At 62.9% G+C, this 17448-nt stretch carries 16 protein-coding genes; 4 read left to right on the forward strand and 12 right to left on the reverse strand.

Going from position 1 to position 17448, the window contains the following annotated elements; all coding sequences use genetic code 11:
* Positions 1-102: 102 nt before the first annotated feature.
* On the forward strand, positions 103-1158 hold the full coding sequence (locus J5Y06_RS11025) for a sensor histidine kinase (RefSeq protein ID WP_209335220.1): 1056 nt from the start codon (positions 103-105) through the stop codon (positions 1156-1158).
* Between the two features lie 4 nt (positions 1159-1162).
* On the opposite strand, the gene J5Y06_RS11030 is transcribed toward J5Y06_RS11025, so the two are convergent.
* Positions 1163-1798, reverse strand: a complete 636-nt coding sequence (locus J5Y06_RS11030; protein ID WP_209335221.1) for a DapH/DapD/GlmU-related protein — start codon at positions 1796-1798, stop codon at positions 1163-1165.
* Positions 1799-1804: 6 nt separating this feature from the next.
* On the reverse strand, positions 1805-2293 hold the full coding sequence (locus J5Y06_RS11035) for a CreA family protein (protein ID WP_385931615.1): 489 nt from the start codon (positions 2291-2293) through the stop codon (positions 1805-1807).
* A 305-nt stretch (positions 2294-2598) separates the two neighbouring features.
* On the opposite strand from J5Y06_RS11035, the gene J5Y06_RS11040 reads away from it, so the two are divergent.
* Positions 2599-3177, forward strand: a complete 579-nt coding sequence (locus tag J5Y06_RS11040; protein WP_209335222.1) for an SCO family protein — start codon at positions 2599-2601, stop codon at positions 3175-3177.
* Positions 3177-4043 carry a 50S ribosomal protein L11 methyltransferase gene (locus J5Y06_RS11045; protein ID WP_209335223.1) on the forward strand — a complete coding sequence of 289 codons (867 nt, stop codon included), beginning with the start codon at positions 3177-3179 and terminating at the stop codon, positions 4041-4043. The genes J5Y06_RS11040 and J5Y06_RS11045 overlap by 1 nt, the downstream gene beginning before the upstream one ends.
* Positions 4044-4069: 26 nt before the next feature.
* Here the strand turns inward: J5Y06_RS11045 and J5Y06_RS23295 are convergent, their stop codons facing one another.
* Complete coding sequence (locus tag J5Y06_RS23295; RefSeq protein ID WP_280819032.1) at positions 4070-4201, reverse strand: hypothetical protein; 132 nt, start codon at positions 4199-4201, stop codon at positions 4070-4072.
* 176 nt (positions 4202-4377) lie between these two features.
* Here J5Y06_RS23295 and J5Y06_RS11050 point away from each other — a divergent pair, with 176 nt between their 5' ends.
* Complete coding sequence (locus J5Y06_RS11050; RefSeq protein ID WP_209335224.1) at positions 4378-6204, forward strand: aminopeptidase P family protein; 1827 nt, start codon at positions 4378-4380, stop codon at positions 6202-6204.
* On the opposite strand, the gene J5Y06_RS11055 is transcribed toward J5Y06_RS11050, so the two are convergent.
* From J5Y06_RS11055 to J5Y06_RS11095, 9 genes are all read right to left on the reverse strand, one after another.
* Positions 6201-6497, reverse strand: coding sequence for an AzlD family protein (locus tag J5Y06_RS11055; RefSeq protein ID WP_209335225.1), 297 nt, complete (start codon positions 6495-6497; stop codon positions 6201-6203). The genes J5Y06_RS11050 and J5Y06_RS11055 overlap by 4 nt on opposite strands.
* Entirely contained in the window at positions 6494-7240 is a 747-nt protein-coding gene (locus J5Y06_RS11060; protein WP_209335226.1) for an AzlC family ABC transporter permease, read from the reverse strand. Before J5Y06_RS11060 ends, J5Y06_RS11055 begins: the two co-directional genes overlap by 4 nt.
* Before the next feature lie 98 nt (positions 7241-7338).
* Positions 7339-9528: an NAD-dependent DNA ligase LigA gene (gene ligA / locus J5Y06_RS11065; RefSeq protein ID WP_209335227.1), complete on the reverse strand. Its 2190-nt coding sequence runs from the start codon at positions 9526-9528 to the stop codon at positions 7339-7341.
* Positions 9529-9598: 70 nt separating this feature from the next.
* The gene (recN, locus tag J5Y06_RS11070) at positions 9599-11275 is read right to left on the reverse strand and encodes a DNA repair protein RecN (protein WP_209335228.1); all 1677 of its coding nucleotides are present in this window, start codon (positions 11273-11275) and stop codon (positions 9599-9601) included.
* A 16-nt stretch (positions 11276-11291) separates the two neighbouring features.
* Complete coding sequence (locus J5Y06_RS11075; protein WP_245247809.1) at positions 11292-12134, reverse strand: outer membrane protein assembly factor BamD; 843 nt, start codon at positions 12132-12134, stop codon at positions 11292-11294.
* Positions 12135-12316: 182 nt separating this feature from the next.
* Positions 12317-13267, reverse strand: a complete 951-nt coding sequence (gene lpxC / locus J5Y06_RS11080; protein ID WP_209335540.1) for a UDP-3-O-acyl-N-acetylglucosamine deacetylase — start codon at positions 13265-13267, stop codon at positions 12317-12319.
* A gap of 243 nt (positions 13268-13510) precedes the next feature.
* Positions 13511-15181 carry a cell division protein FtsZ gene (ftsZ, locus tag J5Y06_RS11085; protein WP_209335230.1) on the reverse strand — a complete coding sequence of 557 codons (1671 nt, stop codon included), beginning with the start codon at positions 15179-15181 and terminating at the stop codon, positions 13511-13513.
* 76 nt (positions 15182-15257) lie between these two features.
* Complete coding sequence (gene ftsA / locus J5Y06_RS11090; RefSeq protein WP_209335231.1) at positions 15258-16568, reverse strand: cell division protein FtsA; 1311 nt, start codon at positions 16566-16568, stop codon at positions 15258-15260.
* On the reverse strand, positions 16565-17383 hold the full coding sequence (locus tag J5Y06_RS11095) for a cell division protein FtsQ/DivIB (protein ID WP_245247780.1): 819 nt from the start codon (positions 17381-17383) through the stop codon (positions 16565-16567). The genes ftsA and J5Y06_RS11095 overlap by 4 nt, the downstream gene beginning before the upstream one ends.
* Positions 17384-17448 lie beyond the last annotated feature (65 nt).

A 17448-nucleotide genomic window follows, 5' to 3' on the forward strand; every position in this document is an offset into this window, starting at 1 on the left:
TTTTGCAAGGAACACGGCAGCGGGATGCCCGTTGTCGTCTCACAATTCGAGCTCGCGGTGGCGGAAACCGCCGCCCCGTGCGGCAGCAAAAAAGCAGGAAGAATGGAACTTGGCGATCAGGTTCTGATCTACACAGGTCCGGCCGACGCGGATGACCTCATGGTCATTCTGCAGGACGGCGGAGTGGAATGCGAGCGCATCGCTTCGCTGGACGCGCTGCTGGACAGGGTGAAGATGATTGGCGCGGCGGTGATCGCCGAGCACGCGTTGTCCCCCGCTGAGCAGGCGAAGGTGCGAGCCTGCGTCGACACCCAGCCGCCCTGGTCGAGCTTTCCCTTCGTTCTGCTGGCTGCCGAAGACACCGGGTCCTGCATGCCGGACCCGCTCGCCGTGTTCGGGGCCGTCACCGTGGTGCCTCGCCCGCTCGATCCCCGGAGCCTCGTAACGAACGTCCGCGCCGCACTTAAAGCCCGCCAGCGTCAGTTCTGGGTCCGGGAGCTGCTGGACAACCGCACGCAAACGCGGGAGCGGCTCGAGCACAGTGAGAGACGCCAGCGCCTGCTGATCCGCGAACTGCATCATCGCGTCAAGAACACGCTTGCGACCGTGCAGGCGCTGATGGGTTCTACCGCCCGCTCCGCCCTGTCCGTGGAAGAATTCCGCCAGGCGCTGCTCGGCCGAATCTCAGCCTTGTCCCATGTCCATGAGATCCTGACGGAAGACAAATGGCAGGAAGCGCCGCTGCGCGCCTTGTTTCTTTCGGAGCTCAGCAGTTTCGGCGACAGCATCAGGCTTGAAGGCCCCGACGTGATGATCCCGTCGCACCTGGCTGTGCCGCTTGCCATGGCTGCCCATGAGCTTGCGGCCAACGCGCTGCGCTATGGCGCGCTGTCGGCACCTGGCGGTCGTGTGAACGTGTCCTGGTCCATCGAGCCCACGCCGGAGCGCGACATTCTCCGCATTCAATGGCGGGAAGAAAAAGGGCCGCCCCTGCCGGTGCCGACGCGGCGTGGCTTCGGCACGCAACTCCTGGAGCGCGTGTTGCGCCAACAGGCGGCAGCCGACATCGAGATCGACTACAATCCGGCTGGTCTGCGCGTCACCATGAGCGTACCCCTGCCCCAGCGCACGCACTTCCACCTGTTCGAAGAAACATGACGCGTCACGCTTCCCACTTGGCGAGGAAGTCGGCGGGGGAAAGCGCCTGCATGTCGGGAATGGCCTCGAACAGCTTTTCCTTCGGCCAGTCCCACCAGCCGAGCCGCCCAAGGCGATCGGCAATCTCCGGCTCGAAGCGTGGCCGGATCACGCGTGCCGGATTACCGGCAACAATCGTGTAGGGCTCCACCGGCCGCGTCACGACGGCGTTTGCGCCGATCACCGCGCCCGAACCGACGGTCAGGCCCGGCAGGATTACGGCGCCATGGCCGATCCAGACATCGTGCCCGATTGTGACATGAGCGGCTGCGCGCGCTTCGCGAACCGCCTGGTCGACGCCGAGAAAACGGAAGAACTCGTTTGGGCGGTAGGAGATCTTGTGGCTGGTGATCCGCTCGATCGGATGCGCCAGCGCGTTGATCCGAACGTTGGACGCGATCGAACAAAACTTGCCGATCGAGGCATGCGCGGCTTCGCTGTGGCGCTCGAAGTAGCTGTAGTCGCCGACCTGCACGTCGCGCAGGATCACCCGCTCGGCGATCACAACGTGGCGCCCGAGCTTGCAGCCTTTCAGCTCCACGCTTTGGTGGAAACGCGGCTCATCCGGGATGAAGCGGAGATCGTCAGGCTGCTGCGGCATGACCGGTCAGGGTTGGCCGCGCGTCCAGGTGACGTCCTGTCCAAACAACGGCACGGTCGAGATCGACATCTTGGCGGAACCGTCCTGCACCTGGCGGCTGTGCGACAGATAGATCAGCGTGTTGTTGGCCCGATCAAAGATCCGGTTCACCACGCGTTGCTTCCAGATCAGGCTGATGCCCTGGTTGAAGACTTCCTCGCCGCCCTTGGACAGGTTGATGTCTCCAATGGTGATCGGGCCGGTCTGGCGGCAGGCGATGGATGAATCGGAGGGATCCTCGAACCAGTTACCCTTCTGGAGCCGGTCGACTAGACCTCGCTCGAAATAAGAGATGTGGCAGGTCACACCCTGCACTTCCGGATCGGGAATGGCTTCGACGATGATGTCATTGCCCAGCCAATCGACGCCGACCTCACCCACCTCCTGCGCATGCGCGGATGCGAAAGGAAGAACAAGGGCAAGGGCAGCAACACGAGCCAGCTTCTGAATAAACACTTGGATCCTCAAGACACGCAGCGACACGCCTAATGTAAGCGCTTGCAGATGGATTGCGAGCCACGATTGCCCCTTGGACAAGATGCGCCTTTTCGCGGCACACGGAACTCGCTATCTAACCGCGATGCGCCCTCCCTTGCCGTTCCAAGCTGCTTCGCTGCGCCTTTGGGCAGCGATGGTCGTGTTGGGGGCGGTGATCGGGCTTTCTTTTGCGCTCTGGATCGAAAAGGGATCCGCCATTTTCATGGCTCTCCTTCAGTCCGGGATGGCGTGGTGTTTCTGACAGGATTTCGGAGTTTTTCGCGATGATGCGCGCAATAACCTTAGCGGTTGGCGTTTTGATTGCCGCCATCGTCGGCTTCATGTCCTATGACTGGTACCGCACGTCCAATGCGCCCGGCCAGGCCTTCGGAGCGCCTTTTGCGTTGGTTGATCAGAATGGCGCGCCGATCACAGAACAGGCGTTTCGCGGGCAGCCGACAGCGATCTTTTTCGGCTTCACCCATTGCCCGGAGGTTTGTCCCACCACTCTGTTCGAAATGGACGGCTGGCTGAAGTCTCTCGGGTCAGAGGGCGAGGACATCCGCGCCTATTTCATCAGCGTGGACCCGGAGCGTGACACCCCCGAGATCCTGAAGAACTATGTCGGCAATGTTTCTGACCGCATCACCGGGATCACCGGCGAACCTGACAAGGTTGCCGCGATGGCGAAATCGTTCGGCATCTACTGGAAAAAGGTGCCGCTGGAAGATGGCGACTACACGCTCGATCATACGGCCTCGGTGCTGCTTCTCGATGAGACCGGCGACTTCTTTGGCACCATCGCCTATGGCGAAGCGCAGGACGCGGCGCTCGCAAAGCTGAAGCGGCTGGCGCAATCCTGATGGTCGAACAGATCCGTCTGGTTATCGAAGGGGTCGGTGCGCCGATCCGGCAGTTGCACCGAAAACTGGAAGCCGAGTTCGAGGAAGACGGATATCCCATCGCTCTCGTCGAACTCGACGAAGCCGCCGACCGCCACGAGATCTCGGTCTATGCGGACGCCGACGAGCAAGCGACGGCGACAAAGCGCATCGAGGCAATTTCTCCCGATACCGCGGTGCGGGCCGAACCGATTCCGGATATCGACTGGGTGTCTGCCTCGCTCGATGCCCTCCAACCGGTACGGGCCGGCCGCTTTCTTGTTCATGGCCGCCACGATCGCGCCAAGCGTCGCCCCAACGACCTGCCTCTCGAAATTGAAGCCGGCCTTGCGTTCGGCACCGGACATCACGGCACAACGGCCGGCTGTTTGACTGTCATGACGGAGGTCGTGCGGCGCGAACGGCCGCGCTTCATGCTGGATCTCGGCACCGGCAGTGCCGTACTCGCCATCGGCCTTGCCAAGCTGACACGTCGGCCGGTGCTTGCAACCGATATTGATCCGATTGCCGTCGCCGTCGCGCGAGATAATGCGCGGCTGAACGGCGTCGGTGCACTCGTTCGATGCGACACAGCCGTCGGGTTCTCTGCCCGCAGCATTGCGTCGGCAGCCCCTTTCGACCTGATCGTCGCAAACATCCTGGCGCGACCGCTGATGCAACTCGCGCCCCAGATGAGAAATAGCCTGCAACCCGGCGGCTCGATCATCCTGTCAGGAATACTCGAGCGTCAGCGGAATGCAGTTGTGGCAGCCTATGTTGGCCAGGGCTTCCGCCATGTCCGAACGCTGCCCCTGGAGGGCTGGGTCACCCTCCACCTGAAGCGGTAAGCGTCGCCTGAACCGCTTGGAGGCGCTTAGCGCGACTGATTGACGATGCCCTTGGCAACGTGATTGTCGACGATGCGCTGGGCTTCCCGCGAACGGGCTTCAACGATGGCGTCGAGGGCGGTGCGGAAGAAAGAACGCTTTGCGGTGGTCTTGGTCATCTTGATCTCCAATACCTGACTGACAAGCAGGAAGGTAAGGTTTGCTGACCTATAACACCATAAAAGATTGTGCATGGCAGCAATGCTAGTTTGCAGCGCACAACAACTCGCTGCTTCAAGACCCACCACAATCGGCAAAGCCGTGCTAGACGGGTCGCGTTTGCGAGGGGATTGCGATGTTCCAGACCTTTGAAGCTTCGGCCGATCCAAGTCAGGGGGCGGAGCGCGTCGCCGCGCTGCGCCGAGCCATGGCGGAAGCGGGCGTCGACGGCTTTCTTGTTCCGCGCGCGGATGAGCATCAGGGCGAATATGTCGCGCCACGCTCGGAGCGGCTGCAGTGGCTCACCGGCTTCACCGGATCGGCGGGTGCCGCGCTGGTGCTCCTTGAGTGTGCGATCCTCTTCGTGGACGGCCGCTACACACTTCAGGTGCGGCAGCAAACCGACCCCGCTCTTTTCGAATACGAGAGCCTGGTGGATCTGCCGCCCGCCCAATGGCTGGCAGCCAATCTCACCTCAAGCACGCGTCTCGCCTTCGATCCGTGGCTACACACAATTGCGGAGGTGAAGGGGCTGCGCGCGGCTGCCGAAAAGCGAGGCGCCACCCTTGTGCCGGTCGACAACCTGGTAGACCGCGTTTGGGCAGACCAGCCGCAACCACCGCTCGGACCCGCTTCGATCCAGCCGGAAAGTCTTGCCGGGATGCTGGCGAAGGAGAAGCTGCCGCTGCTTGCCGAGCGGGTTGCGGAAAGCGGAGCGACGGCAACGGTTCTCACTGACCCCTCTTCTGTCGCCTGGGCTTTCAACATCCGTGGCAGCGATGTCCCGCATACGCCGCTGATGCTCGCTTTCGCCATCATCCCGGCCGAAGGGCGGCCGCAACTCTTCGTCGACAACCGCAAGCTCGACATCGAGGTGAAGGCCTACCTCACCCAGCTTGCGGATCTTCGATCACCCGACTTGCTGGAAGGTGCCGTCCGGGCTGCGGCGTCGCAAGGACCGGTCGGGCTCGATTTCGGCCTGGCTGCTGAAGCGCTGCGGCTCCTTGTCGAGGATGCCGGAGGCCAGATGGTTGCGCTGAGTGACCCGGCTCGCCTGCCGCGCGCAACGAAAAACAAGACCGAGCTCGCCGGCAGTCGCGCTGCGCACCGCCGCGATGGGGCGGCCATGGCGGACTTTCTTTGCTGGCTGGACGCGCAGGACGCCGGCAGTGTCGACGAGATCAAGGCCGTGCAACAGCTGGAAGCCTGCCGACGCCAGGCCGGCGATGATGCGCAGATGCCATTGCGCGACATCTCGTTCGACACGATCTCGGGCGCTGGTCCCAATGGCGCGGTGATCCATTACCGCGTGACACGAAAGACCAACCGCCGTCTTGGCGAAAATGAGCTTTTTCTCGTGGATTCCGGCGGCCAGTATCAGGACGGCACCACCGACATCACGCGCACGGTAATTCTGGGCACGCCTACCGCCGAGATGAAGCGGCACTACACCCTGGTTCTAAAGGGGCTGATCGGCTTGTCGATGCTGCGCTTCCCCGTGGGAACGCGTGGGTGCGACATCGATGCCATTGCCCGCATGCATCACTGGAAAGCCGGACTGGATTACGCGCATGGCACGGGCCACGGCGTGGGTTCCTTTCTGGCCGTGCATGAAGGCCCGCAGCGGATCGCCAAAACAGGAACGGAGAAGCTTCTGCCAGGTATGATCCTGTCCAACGAGCCCGGCTACTACAAGGCGGGCGCCTATGGCATTCGGCTGGAGAACCTGATCGTCGTGGAAGACGCGACCGCGATCGAAGGGGGCGACCTGCCGATGCATGCGTTCGAAACGCTGACCCTGTGCCCGTTCGACCGGCGCTTGATCGACACTGCCCTGCTCGCCCCCGAAGAACGCGCCTGGCTCGACAGCTATCATGCCCGGGTTCGCAAGGAGATCGCCCCCATGCTGGGCGGCGAAACGCTGGCTTGGTTGGAGGCCCAAACCGAGCCGCTGCCTGCCTAGCCGACGAGGCTCCGCATGGCCGCGAGCGTGATGGCGCCCGCAACAAAGGCCACAAACATGGGCATGCGGGTGCCGGCGAGTGCTGCAACGACCAGCGCGGCCCATTCCGCAGGGCCGCCCATCATGGCGGCCGGCGCCACGAGCGTGGTCAGAACGGCGGCAGGGACGGCCTCCAGCCCCGCCTGAACCCGCGGATGGATCCTGCTGAACTGGGACAGGACGATGTGGCCGCCGACGCGCGTCAGGTAGGTCGCAAGCGCACCGAAGAGGATGATCCAGAGATTGGCGGTCACGTCGTGGCGGGCTCCACATCGGCAAGTGCAGCTGGCTCTTCGCGAAGCGGCAAGCAGGCCGCCAGCACAACGCCGGCAATCGCGCCCACCGTCACATGCCACGGAGAGCCGATGTAGCGGTAGGCGAGGATCGAGGCGGCAGCGCTGACGATCACCACGGGCAACCAGCGCGGCCGGTTGCGAAAGCCCATGACGAGGCCCAAAAAGTAGAGCGGCAGGAGGAAGTCGAGCCCGATCGCGTGAGCATCAGGCATGACCCGGCTGCCGAACTCAGCGCCAATCCAAGACATCAGGATCCAGGCGCCATACATCGGGAGCGCCACACCCATATACCAAACGAGCGTCACGGGCCGGCCGTTCTCGACGCGGCGCTCGGATTCTGCAAACACTGGATCCACGAGGAAAAAGAAGGCGATTGCCTTTGTGACCGGTGACCAATGCGGCACATTTTGCCCGAGCGCGGCCGAATAAAGCACGTGCCGGAAATTGACCGCAAAGATCGAAAACACGATCAGCCAGGGTGCTACTCTGTGTCCGAACAGCTCAAGGCCTACCATCTGGCTTGCGCCAGCAAAGATGGTCGCACTCATCAAGGTGGCTTCGGCAATCGTCAGCCCGTTTTCAACGGACATAGCGCCAAAAAGAACCGCGAACGGCGCCGAAGCGAGGAGAATTGGAACGCCAGTTTGCACGCCGCGCCAAAGATCGGCTTTCCAGCCAACGGCAGGAAGTAGGTTGGGCATAAGCTCAGTCTCGAATTGTCTCGCGTGCGGCCCGTTTAAGGGAGCAGGTCCAGCCCGTCACACGAATTCCGTTGATCCAGTTGTGAGCGCGGTACGGCCTAGCGGCCGATCCTTTCGAACCACTGGTCTTCCGTGATGACCTCGATCCCCAGATCGGTTGCCGACTTCAATTTGGAGCCCGCGCCAGGACCCGCAACAACGAGGTCCGTTTTCTTGGACACCGAGCCCGAAACCTTGGCACCAAGCTTTTCCGCCATCGCCTTCGCCTCGTCGCGAGACATGCGCTCGAGGGAGCCTGTAAACACGATCGTCTTGTTGGCCACCGGCGAAGAGGACGTATCCACCGGCACCTCGGGAAGCGGCGTCACCTGCCCGAGCAGCGCATCCACGGCTTCGCGGTTGTGCGTTTCCGCGAAAAACTCGACGATCGCTTCCGCCACGACAGTGCCGATCCCGTTGATCGCGGTGAGCTCTTGTTCGGCAGCAGCCTTCGCGTCCTCCTCTGTCACGCCAACCGCACTGTAAAACGCCTCGAAGCTCAGATAATGCCGCGCCAGGCGCCGCGCGTTGGTGTCTCCAACGTGCTGAATCCCAAGCGCGTAGATGAAGCGCGTCAGCTCGATTTCACGGCGATCCTCAATGGCGGCAAGCAGATTGTCCACTTCCTTGAAGGTTCGTTGGCCTTCTGCCCGCACGCCCTTGCGCTTGGCGCCCGTGCTTTCTTCCCGCTTCAAGGCATGGCTTTCGCGCTGTTCCAGCACCGCAGCCTTCAGGGCATCGACGCGTTTGTGGAGCGTGAAAATATCGGCTGGCGTTCTAACCAGCTCCTTTTCGTGCAGCAGTTGCGCATATTTTTCACCAAAGCCCTCGATGTCGAAGGCGGTGCGCGACACGAAGTGACGCAGCCGCTCCACAGCTTGCGCATCGCAGATAAGCCCGCCGGTGCAGCGGCGCACCGCCTCGCCTTCTTCGCGCACCGCATGGCTGCCGCAAACCGGGCAGTGATCGGGAAAGCGGTAGGGCTCCGACCCTGCCGGGCGCGCGTCTTCCACCACGTCCAGGATCTGCGGGATAACATCGCCCGCGCGCTGCACGATCACCGTGTCGCCGACGCGGATATCGCGCCCGTCCCGCAGTGGCTGACCATCATTGCCGATGCCGCGGATGTAGTCCTCGTTGTGGAGCGTCGCGTTGGTGACCACAACACCGCCGACAGTGACCGGCCGCAGCCGCGCCACCGGCGTCAATGCACCGGTGCGGCCGACCTGGATGTCGATGGCTTCCAGGACGGTTTGCGCCTTTTCTGCCGGAAACTTGTGCGCAATGGCCCAGCGGGGGCTGCGCGACACAAAGCCAAGACGGGCTTGCAGCGCAAGGTCATCCACTTTGTAAACAACGCCGTCGATGTCATAGCCGAGCGAAGAACGTTGCGCCTCGATGCTGTGGTAGTGAGCCAGCATGTCTTCAGGATTGGAAAGCCGCTGCATCAGGGGATTGGTGGGAAAGCCGTATTGACGGAACAGCTCCACCATCTGCGTTTGCGTGCTGCCCGGCATGTCACTCACTTCGCCCCAGGCATAGGCGAAAAAATGCAAGGGCCGGCTGGCGGTAACGGACGGGTCGAGCTGGCGCAGCGAACCTGCAGCGGCATTGCGCGGATTGGCGAAGGTCGACTTGCCGTTTTCGGCCATGCGCCGGTTGAGCTCCGCGAAATCAGCATGGCTCATGTAGATTTCGCCGCGCACTTCCAGAACAGCCGGCGGGTTGCCACGCAGGACGTTCGGAATATCCGGAACGATGCGCGCATTGGCGGTGACATTCTCCCCAACCGCACCGTCGCCGCGGGTGGCCGCAGTCACAAGGCGCCCGTCCTCGTAGCGAAGCGACAAGGACAGGCCATCGATCTTCGGTTCGGCCGTGATGGCGATCGGCTCGTCAGGAAGGCGCAGGAAGCGCCGGATTCGCGCGACGAAATCATGCACGTCCTCATCGGAGAACGCATTGTCGAGCGAAAGCATCGGCACGGCATGGGTGACCTTGGCGAACTTCTCCGAAACCGCGGAGCCGACACGATCCGTCGGTGAGTCCTCGCGCTTCAGCTGCGGGAAGCGCTGCTCGATGGCGAGGTTGCGGCGGCGTAGCGCGTCATATCCGGCATCGCTGATCACCGGTGCATCTTCACCGTGGTAACGCCGATCGTTTTCGGCGATCTCGGCGGCGAGCCGCGTCAGTTCTTCCGCAGCCTCTTTTTCCGTAAGTTCGGAAACGGCTCTGTCGACTACTTCCATTCCGGCACGCCTCATCCTTGTCGCGCCCGGACCATGCCTTGCTGGCGCATCCGGCTCAAGATAGCGCTTGTCAGGAGGTTTCGGAGGTTTCCGCCAAAAGCCGCTCAGCGGCGGCGCGTGCTTCGGCGGTGATCGTCGCGCCGGCCAGCATGCGGGCGATCTCTTCCTTGCGTTGTGCCCGGTCGATGGCTGCAATGCCCGTCGCCACCCGGTCGGCGGCACCCGACTTGGTGATGAGGTAATGGACGCCGGCGCGCGCCGCCACTTGCGGGGCATGCGTCACGGACAGGACCTGCACGCGCTCGGCCAAACGCGCGAGCCGCTGGCCGATCGCGTCCGCCACGGCACCTCCGACTCCCGTATCGATCTCGTCGAAGACAAGCGTCGGCGCGGAGCCGCGATCCGCCAGCGCGACTTTCAGCGCAAGAAGGAAGCGCGACAGCTCGCCTCCCGAGGCAACTTTCATGATCGGGCCGGCGCGGGTACCGGGATTGGTGCGCACCCAAAACTCGATCTGGTCGTTGCCATCTTCACCGCGCGTTTCGGGATCCGTGGACAGTTCAACCAGAAAGGCGGCGCGTTCGAGTTTCAAGGCCGGCAATTCGCCCATCACCGCCTTCACCAAGGCTTCCGCCGCCGCTTCGCGCAACTCGCTGAGTCGCGCTGCACGGCTGTCATAGATCTGGCGGGCCGTCTGCGCTTCGGTTTCCAAAGCGCCGAGCCGTTCTGCCCCCGTGTCGAGATCTGCGAGATCCGCGATCATGCCGTCGCGAAGCTTGGCCAGATCATCCACGGGTACGTTGAACTTGCGACCGGCCGCCCGCAAAGCGAACAAACGTTCTTCGGTTTGTTCCAGGACGCGTGCGTCGAAGTCGCTGGCCCGCATCGCGGCTTCCACGCTTGATTGTGCGGCATCAAGCGAAAGAAGCGCTTCATCGAGGCTGGTGATGATTTCGTCCAGCAGGCCGGGCGCTTCCGGTGCCTTGCGCTGCAGCCGACGCAGAAGGCTTGATAGCTGCGGTACCGCGGAGGTCGAGCCTGACAGAACTTCCTGTGCATCCCCAATCTCGGACGCGATCTTCTCGGCCTGCATCATCGCCGTGCGCTTGGCGGCAAGATCGCTTTCCTCGCCCGGTTGCGGGTCGAGCTTGCCGAGTTCTGAAACCGCGTTGCGGAGGTAATCGCCCTCGCGTTCGGCCGCTTCCACTCGCGCACGATGCTGCCGCAGCGCCTGCTCGGCCGTTTTCCAGGCCTGCCACGCCTGCCCCACCGCTGCGGTTTCGCCAAGATGCCCGCCGAACGAATCGAGGATGGTGCGGTGAGCAGCCGGATCCACAAGCGCCCGCTCGTCATGTTGGCCATGGATCTCAACGAAATGGCGCCCGATCTGGCGCAAGAGGCCGGCGCTTACAGGCTGGTCGTTGACGAAGCCGCGCGTCCGGCCATCCGCGGTTTGCACGCGTCGCAGGATCAGTTCACCGCCTTCATCGTCGATGGCATTCTCGGAAAGGAAGGTACGAGCCGGATGGTTGATCGGCAGGTCGAAGCTTGCCGTCACCTGACCTTGGGGGGCGCCTTGCCGGACCAGCGCGCCATCCCCCCGCGCGCCCAAGGCGAGCGACAGCGAATCAAGCAGAATGGACTTGCCGGCGCCGGTTTCACCGGTCAGCACCGACAGGCCGGATGACAAATCGATTTCCAGCCGTTCAATCAGAACAATGTCGCGGATCGAAAGATGCGTCAGCATGGGACGCCGCGATGCCTCAGGTGCCGAGGATCGAAGCTCCAGCCCGCGAAATCCAGGAGCCGGTATTTTCCCGCGGCTCCAATCCGCCGGACTGCAGCAACGCGTAGGAGTCTTTGTACCACTGGCTGTCCGGATAATTCTGGCCGAGCACGGCAGCCGCAGTTTGCGCTTCCGAAGCGAGACCCATCGCCAGATAGGTTTCCGTCAGGCGAGCCAGCGCTTCCTCGACGTGCCGGGTGTTGGAATAAACCTCCACCACGTAACGGAAGCGCTTGGCAGCCGCGATATATTCACGCCGCTCGAGATAATAGCGGCCCACCTGCATTTCCTTCCCGGCGAGCTGGTCGCGGGCAAAGCGGATCTTCGCGTTGGCATCCTCGACATATTCCGACTCGGGCCAGCGCTGGGTCACCTCTTCCATTGCCTCGATGGCGCGACGCGATTCCTTCTGGTCCTGCGTCACGTCCTTTATCTGACGGAAGTAGCTTAGGCCCACGATATACTGCGCGTAAGCGGCATCTTCCGAGGACGGGTAAAGCTGGACATAGCGCTTGCCCGCGTTGATCGCTTCCTCGTAGCGGCCCTGCCGGTAATTGGTGAATGCACCCATCACCATCGATTTGCGGGCATATTCCGAATAGGGGTGCTGCCGGTCGACGGCGTCGAACTTCTTTGCAGCCTCGCTGAGGCGGCCGGAGTTCAGGTTCGCGAGACCCTGGTTGTACAGCTGGTCCGCCGGTTCGGTCTGTTCGACATAGGTCGCCAGGTCGATGTCATCGTTGGAAGCACAGGCACTCAGCGCGATTGGCACGGCTGCGAGGCCCGCAAGAACCAGGATACGCTGAGCCAGAAACAACATTTCAGCAATCGAATGAACGGCCATCGCTTCACCCCTCTCCACGCCCAGGCGCGGGACGCGGATCTAATAGCCCGCCCATAAACCACATCGCCCATGAGGGGCAACGCTATCAGGAGGCATTGCTGCGAATTTGTGGCGGAACGGAGATCCTGAACTACCCGGAACCCGCCTTCAAGCGCCGGTCACAGGCTCCAGGGCGCGAACACCGGGGCGTTGACCGCCACCATCTCGATCGAACGGCCGCGCTCGCGTCGGGTGGTTTCCACGATCTCGAAGGCCGACGAATCGGAAAGCAGCGCCCGCAAAACGGCGGCGTTCAGCTTGTGTCCGCCGCGATAGGATCGAAACGAACCCAGGAAACGCGCCCCCGCGAGGGCAAGGTCGCCCATAGCATCAAGCATCTTGTGGCGAACGAATTCGTTGGGATAGCGCAGGCCCTCGAGATTGATGACCCGGCCGTCTTCGCCGATCACCACCGAATTTTCCAGCGAAGACCCCAGCGCATAGCCGGCTGCCCACAAGCGCTCCACGTCCTTCATGAAGCCGAAGGTGCGGGCCCGCGCGATGTCACGGCGAAAAACATCCGCATCAAGCGTCGCGGAAAAAGACTGCCGACCGATTGCGGCATCCGCGAAATCAATCTCCACCTCGAACTGAGTGCCGGCAAACGGCTTGAACTCGGCCCAGGAGGCACCCTGCTCCACCCGCACCGGCTTCAGGATCCGGATATAGCGACGCGACACATGCTGCTTTTCCAGGCCGACCTGATCGAACGCGTCAACAAAGGCGGCGGCACTGCCGTCCAGGATCGGCGCTTCCGTGCCATCCATCTCCACCAGCACATTGTCGATGCCGAGCGCGTAAAGCGCGGCCATCACATGCTCAACCGTTGCAACATGCAGGCCAGCTGGATTACCGAGCACGGTGCAGAAGTCGGTGGCGCCAACTTCCGAAAACAGCGCCCTAATTTCGCCTGCTTGCTCGCCTGACTTGGAAACGTGGAACGTAACGCCCGTGTCGGCATCGGCCGGGCTGAACTGGATCGAAACGGGCTTGCCGGTATGAACCCCGACGCCTGAGAGGGAAACACTCGCCTTCAGCGTCGTTTGGCAATCGAGAATTCCAGCGCCCATATACTCGTCCAGCTTGGCGTTATCGGTTCCCTGCATCCGCCTGGGGCGGCGCGAGGTGGGTCGTCTTGCCCTGATTTGGCCGCAAGATACGCTGTGTCCGCGCGCAGACAAAATCACGCTTCATTACCCCTTGTTACGGCTCTAAGGCCGAAACTTCAGGTCTTAACATATTGTAAACACATGCTTTTCAGAAAACAGGGCGACCCGCGTGGGATCGCCCTGTTTCAGTTCATTGGAGACGGTTCAGTTTGCCTGGCGACGCAGGAAAGCCGGGATCTCCAGCTGATCGTCGTCTTGTGCGGCACGCGGCTGTGGTGCGACGCGGCCATGGTCATCCAGTTGCCCGCGACGCGGCGCATAAAGCGATGGGTCCTGGCTCGCTGCGCGCGGCTGCGGCTGGGCTTCCCGCAGCCGTGGTTCACGCGGCTGGGCTGGCTGGAGGCGTGCCGGCTCTTCTTCGCGACGCGACAAACCGGTGGTGAGGCGCTTCAGGAGCCCCATCGGGCCGCGGTCTTCACCTTCGCCAGCGCGGGCGGCATGGTCCATTTCCGCACGCACGACCGGTGGGAAGTCTTCCACCCGCGGCATCCGGACGCCAGCAGGGGCCGCCTGCTGCACCGGCATGGGCGCGGCTTGAACAGGTGCCTGCTGCACAGGCTGCTGAACGGGCATCGGACGCTGTTCAGGCTGCGCGGCAGCGGGGAAAAGCTTGCTTACCGGGCGAAAGTCCTCCGCCGGAGCGGCGGCCTCCGCGCCCATTTGCGCTTCCTGGTGCATCTCCGCCATGCGCAGGGCTTCCGTGACCGGATCAATTGCAGCGCGCATCGGCTCGGCCGCCGACTGCGGGGCCTGCTGCACCGGAGCGCCGCTTTGCGCTTGAACGGGCTTCTGTGCCACCGGCTTCATCGGCTGGCGGATGGTGATCGGAGCCGCGGCGATGTCGCTGGCAGCCTTGTCGATGCCGGTGGCCACCACCGACACGCGAATAACGCCTTCCAGTTCTTCGTCGAAGGTCGCGCCGAGAATGATGTTGGCATCCTGGTCGACTTCTTCACGGATGCGGGTTGCCGCTTCGTCCACCTCGAAGAGGGTGAGATCGCGACCGCCGGTGATGGAGATCAGGAGACCCTTCGCGCCCTTCATCGACGATTCGTCGAGCAGCGGGTTGGCAATCGCAGCTTCGGCGGCAGCCATCGCACGACCCTCGCCCGATGCTTCGCCGGTGCCCATCATGGCCTTGCCCATCTCGCGCATCACCGAACGGACGTCGGCGAAGTCGAGATTGATCAGGCCTTCCTTGACCATCAGGTCGGTGATGCAGGCCACGCCCGAATACAGCACCTGATCGGCCATGGAGAAGGCGTCGGCGAAGGTGGTCTTGTCGTTGGCAATCCGGAACAGGTTCTGGTTCGGAATGACGATCAGCGTGTCGACCGACTTCTGCAGCTCCTCGATGCCGAGGTCTGCCGTTTTCATACGGCGGCCGCCTTCGAAGTGGAACGGCTTGGTGACGACGCCAACGGTGAGGATGCCCTTCTCACGGGCTGCGCGCGCGACAACCGGAGCAGCACCGGTGCCCGTGCCACCGCCCATGCCAGCCGTCACAAAGCACATATGGGTGTTCGACAGATGATCGATGATCTCGTCGATGCATTCTTCCGCTGCGGCGCGACCAACTTCCGGCTGCGATCCCGCACCGAGACCTTCGGTGACATTGGCGCCGAGCTGGATCAGGCGCTCGGCCTTCGACATCGTCAGCGCCTGCGCATCAGTATTGGCCACAACGAATTCAACACCGCGCAGACCGGCGGTGATCATGTTGTTGACCGCATTGCCGCCGCCGCCGCCAACACCAAAGACGGTGATGCGAGGCTTCAGCTCGGTGATGTCCGGCCTTTGAAGGTTGATGGTCATTTTTCGTCGTCCTTTTCGCCTTTTCCTGCCGCGTCGCCGCCGCGGCTGACATGGGGACCGAAGTCCCCGCCAAACTCTAGAAACTGTTGCGCAACCACTGGCTCACACGACTGAACCGTCCACCGGTTCCGGTCAGCCGGTGGGATACACCGCCCCGCACCTGGCCGATCTCGAAGTCGGCCACTTGCGGGTAGATCATCAGGCCGACCGCCGTTGCGAAGGCCGGCCCTTTCGCCGCTTCGGGCAGACCGGCGACGCCCAAGGGGCGACCGATCCGCACGTTGCGGCCGAGAACACGCCGGGCTGATTCCGGCAGCCCCTGCAATTGAGCACCACCGCCCGTCAGCACCACCCGCTTGCCGACAAGGTGGCTGCTGCCGGACTGCGTGAGCCGATCGCGCACGATCTCCAGTGTTTCCTCGATACGGGCACGGATGATCCGGTTCATGGCAGCACGCGGGATCTGCATGCCGCCGTCATCATCGCCGCTGCCGATCGGCTGAACCGTTACGAGATCGCGGTCGTCGCCGTTGGCCGGCAATGCGGAACCATGCATGACCTTCATGCGCTCCGCGTCGTCCATAGCCGTGGAAAGGCCGCGGGCGAGGTCCATGGTGACATGTGCCCCGCCGATCGGGATTGAAGAGGCATAAACCATCTTGCCCGCAAAGAAGACGGACATGGTTGTGGTGCCCGCGCCGATGTCGATGCAGGCAGCGCCCATCTCGCCCTCGTCATCCACAAGAGCCGAAAGGCCGCTGGCATAAGGCGTTGCCACAAGGCATTCCACCGACAGGTGCGCCCGGTTGATGGCGAGTTCGAGGTTACGCAGCGGCGCAGCGTCCGCCGTCAGCACATGCATGTCGACGCCAAGAACGTCGCCCACCATGCCGCGCGGATCCTGGATGCCGCGCTCCGTATCCAAGGAGAAGCCGACTGGAAGCGTATGCACCACCTGCCGCTCGTGGCGCAGGGCCTGGCGGGCACCCGCTTCAAGCACGCGCTTGACATCGGCATCATCGGTTTCATGGCCGCCGAGATTGACGGTGGCCGCCGAAGCTTCGCTCTTCAGGCGCCCGGAGGACAGGTTGACGATGAGCGAATCGATGGTGAGGCCAGCCATGCGCTCAGCGGCGTCGACCGCCAACCGGATCGCCTGCTCCGCACGATCCAGATCGACGATCACGCCCGACTTCACGCCGCGCGACCTTTGATGACCGATGCCCAGGACCTGAATGCGATGGGTGCGCCCACGCAGCAGCTGGCTTTCCTCGCATGGCTTCAGCTTGGCGATGATGCAGCAAATCTTGTGCGAACCAATGTCCAGCACCGACACGATGCCGGAGCGCTTGGCCGGATGATCAGACGATGTTCCCAGCCAGCTCATATCCGCTTACCCGCTTTTTTGGCGGCCTTCTTTTCGGCCTCGAGCTGGGCGACGCGGCGCTCCATGGCTCCTGGCGTGAGCTGCACAATGAAGCGCTCCTTGAAGCGCAGATCGACTGCCGCAATGTCGCGCGACAGGAGGCCCTGCTCCGCATCAAGAGCCAGAAGCTCCTTGATGGCGCCGTGAAAGTCGTTTTCCGGCAGTTTGATGCGCACGCCGTTCGCGAGATAAAGATCCCAGCGGCGCTCGGCCACGAGGTTGATAGCCTTCACCTCGCCGGCAAGCTTTGGGTAGGCCGCGAGTTCAGCCATGAAGGCGGCCGCCTTCTGCGGCGCGCCAGCCCCAATCACCAGCGGCAAGTCGCGGACGTTGCGACCATCGAAAGGCGCAATCGGCCGACCATCAGCCTGGATCACCGTGAGGTCATTACCCTGCTGCCAGACCGCAAACGGCACGCGTTCGCTAATCGCCACTTCGATGGCGTCCGGATAAATCTTGCGGACGGTCGCAGCTTCAACCCAGGGCAGTTCAAGCAGGCGCTCGCGCGCCGCGTCGGCGCTGAAGCCGACGAGCGCCGTCCAGCCACTCAACTGCAACTGGCCAAGCACGTCGATCTCGGAGGTCTGATGATCGCCGCTGACGCGAATGTCGGTGACGGCGAAGCCCGTGCGCGCGGTAACCGCCTGCATCACGGCCGGCATATGCCCGCCGACGATGCCGCCGTAGATGCCGGACGCAACAAGAAGCGCAACGCTGAGACCCGTCGCAGCAAAGCGCGGGATGCGGGCTTCAACATCCTCCAGACGCGACAACATACGCATCGGGCGGCGAAGGAATCTCGGAACAACAAGGCTTTCGTGAAACTGTTCGCCGGGACGAA

The sequence above is a fragment of the Tianweitania sediminis genome (assembly GCF_017813335.1).
GTDB lineage: Bacteria > Pseudomonadota > Alphaproteobacteria > Rhizobiales > Rhizobiaceae > Tianweitania > Tianweitania sediminis.

Bases quoted from the DNA above. Each gene is read 5' to 3' on its own strand.
- J5Y06_RS11025 (WP_209335220.1), top strand. From the start codon at position 103: ATGGAACTTGGCGATCAGGTTCTGATCTACACAGGTCCGGCCGACGCG.
- J5Y06_RS11030 (WP_209335221.1), bottom strand. From the start codon at position 1,798: ATGCCGCAGCAGCCTGACGATCTCCGCTTCATCCCGGATGAGCCGCGT.
- J5Y06_RS11040 (WP_209335222.1), top strand. From the start codon at position 2,599: ATGATGCGCGCAATAACCTTAGCGGTTGGCGTTTTGATTGCCGCCATC.
- J5Y06_RS11045 (WP_209335223.1), top strand. From the start codon at position 3,177: ATGGTCGAACAGATCCGTCTGGTTATCGAAGGGGTCGGTGCGCCGATC.
- J5Y06_RS23295 (WP_280819032.1), bottom strand. From the start codon at position 4,201: ATGACCAAGACCACCGCAAAGCGTTCTTTCTTCCGCACCGCCCTCGAC.
- J5Y06_RS11050 (WP_209335224.1), top strand. From the start codon at position 4,378: ATGTTCCAGACCTTTGAAGCTTCGGCCGATCCAAGTCAGGGGGCGGAG.
- J5Y06_RS11060 (WP_209335226.1), bottom strand. From the start codon at position 7,240: ATGCCCAACCTACTTCCTGCCGTTGGCTGGAAAGCCGATCTTTGGCGC.
- ligA (WP_209335227.1), bottom strand. From the start codon at position 9,528: ATGGAAGTAGTCGACAGAGCCGTTTCCGAACTTACGGAAAAAGAGGCT.
- recN (WP_209335228.1), bottom strand. From the start codon at position 11,275: ATGCTGACGCATCTTTCGATCCGCGACATTGTTCTGATTGAACGGCTG.
- J5Y06_RS11075 (WP_245247809.1), bottom strand. From the start codon at position 12,134: ATGTTGTTTCTGGCTCAGCGTATCCTGGTTCTTGCGGGCCTCGCAGCC.
- lpxC (WP_209335540.1), bottom strand. From the start codon at position 13,267: ATGGGCGCTGGAATTCTCGATTGCCAAACGACGCTGAAGGCGAGTGTT.
- ftsZ (WP_209335230.1), bottom strand. From the start codon at position 15,181: ATGACCATCAACCTTCAAAGGCCGGACATCACCGAGCTGAAGCCTCGC.
- ftsA (WP_209335231.1), bottom strand. From the start codon at position 16,568: ATGAGCTGGCTGGGAACATCGTCTGATCATCCGGCCAAGCGCTCCGGC.
- J5Y06_RS11095 (WP_245247780.1), bottom strand. From the start codon at position 17,383: ATGTTGTCGCGTCTGGAGGATGTTGAAGCCCGCATCCCGCGCTTTGCT.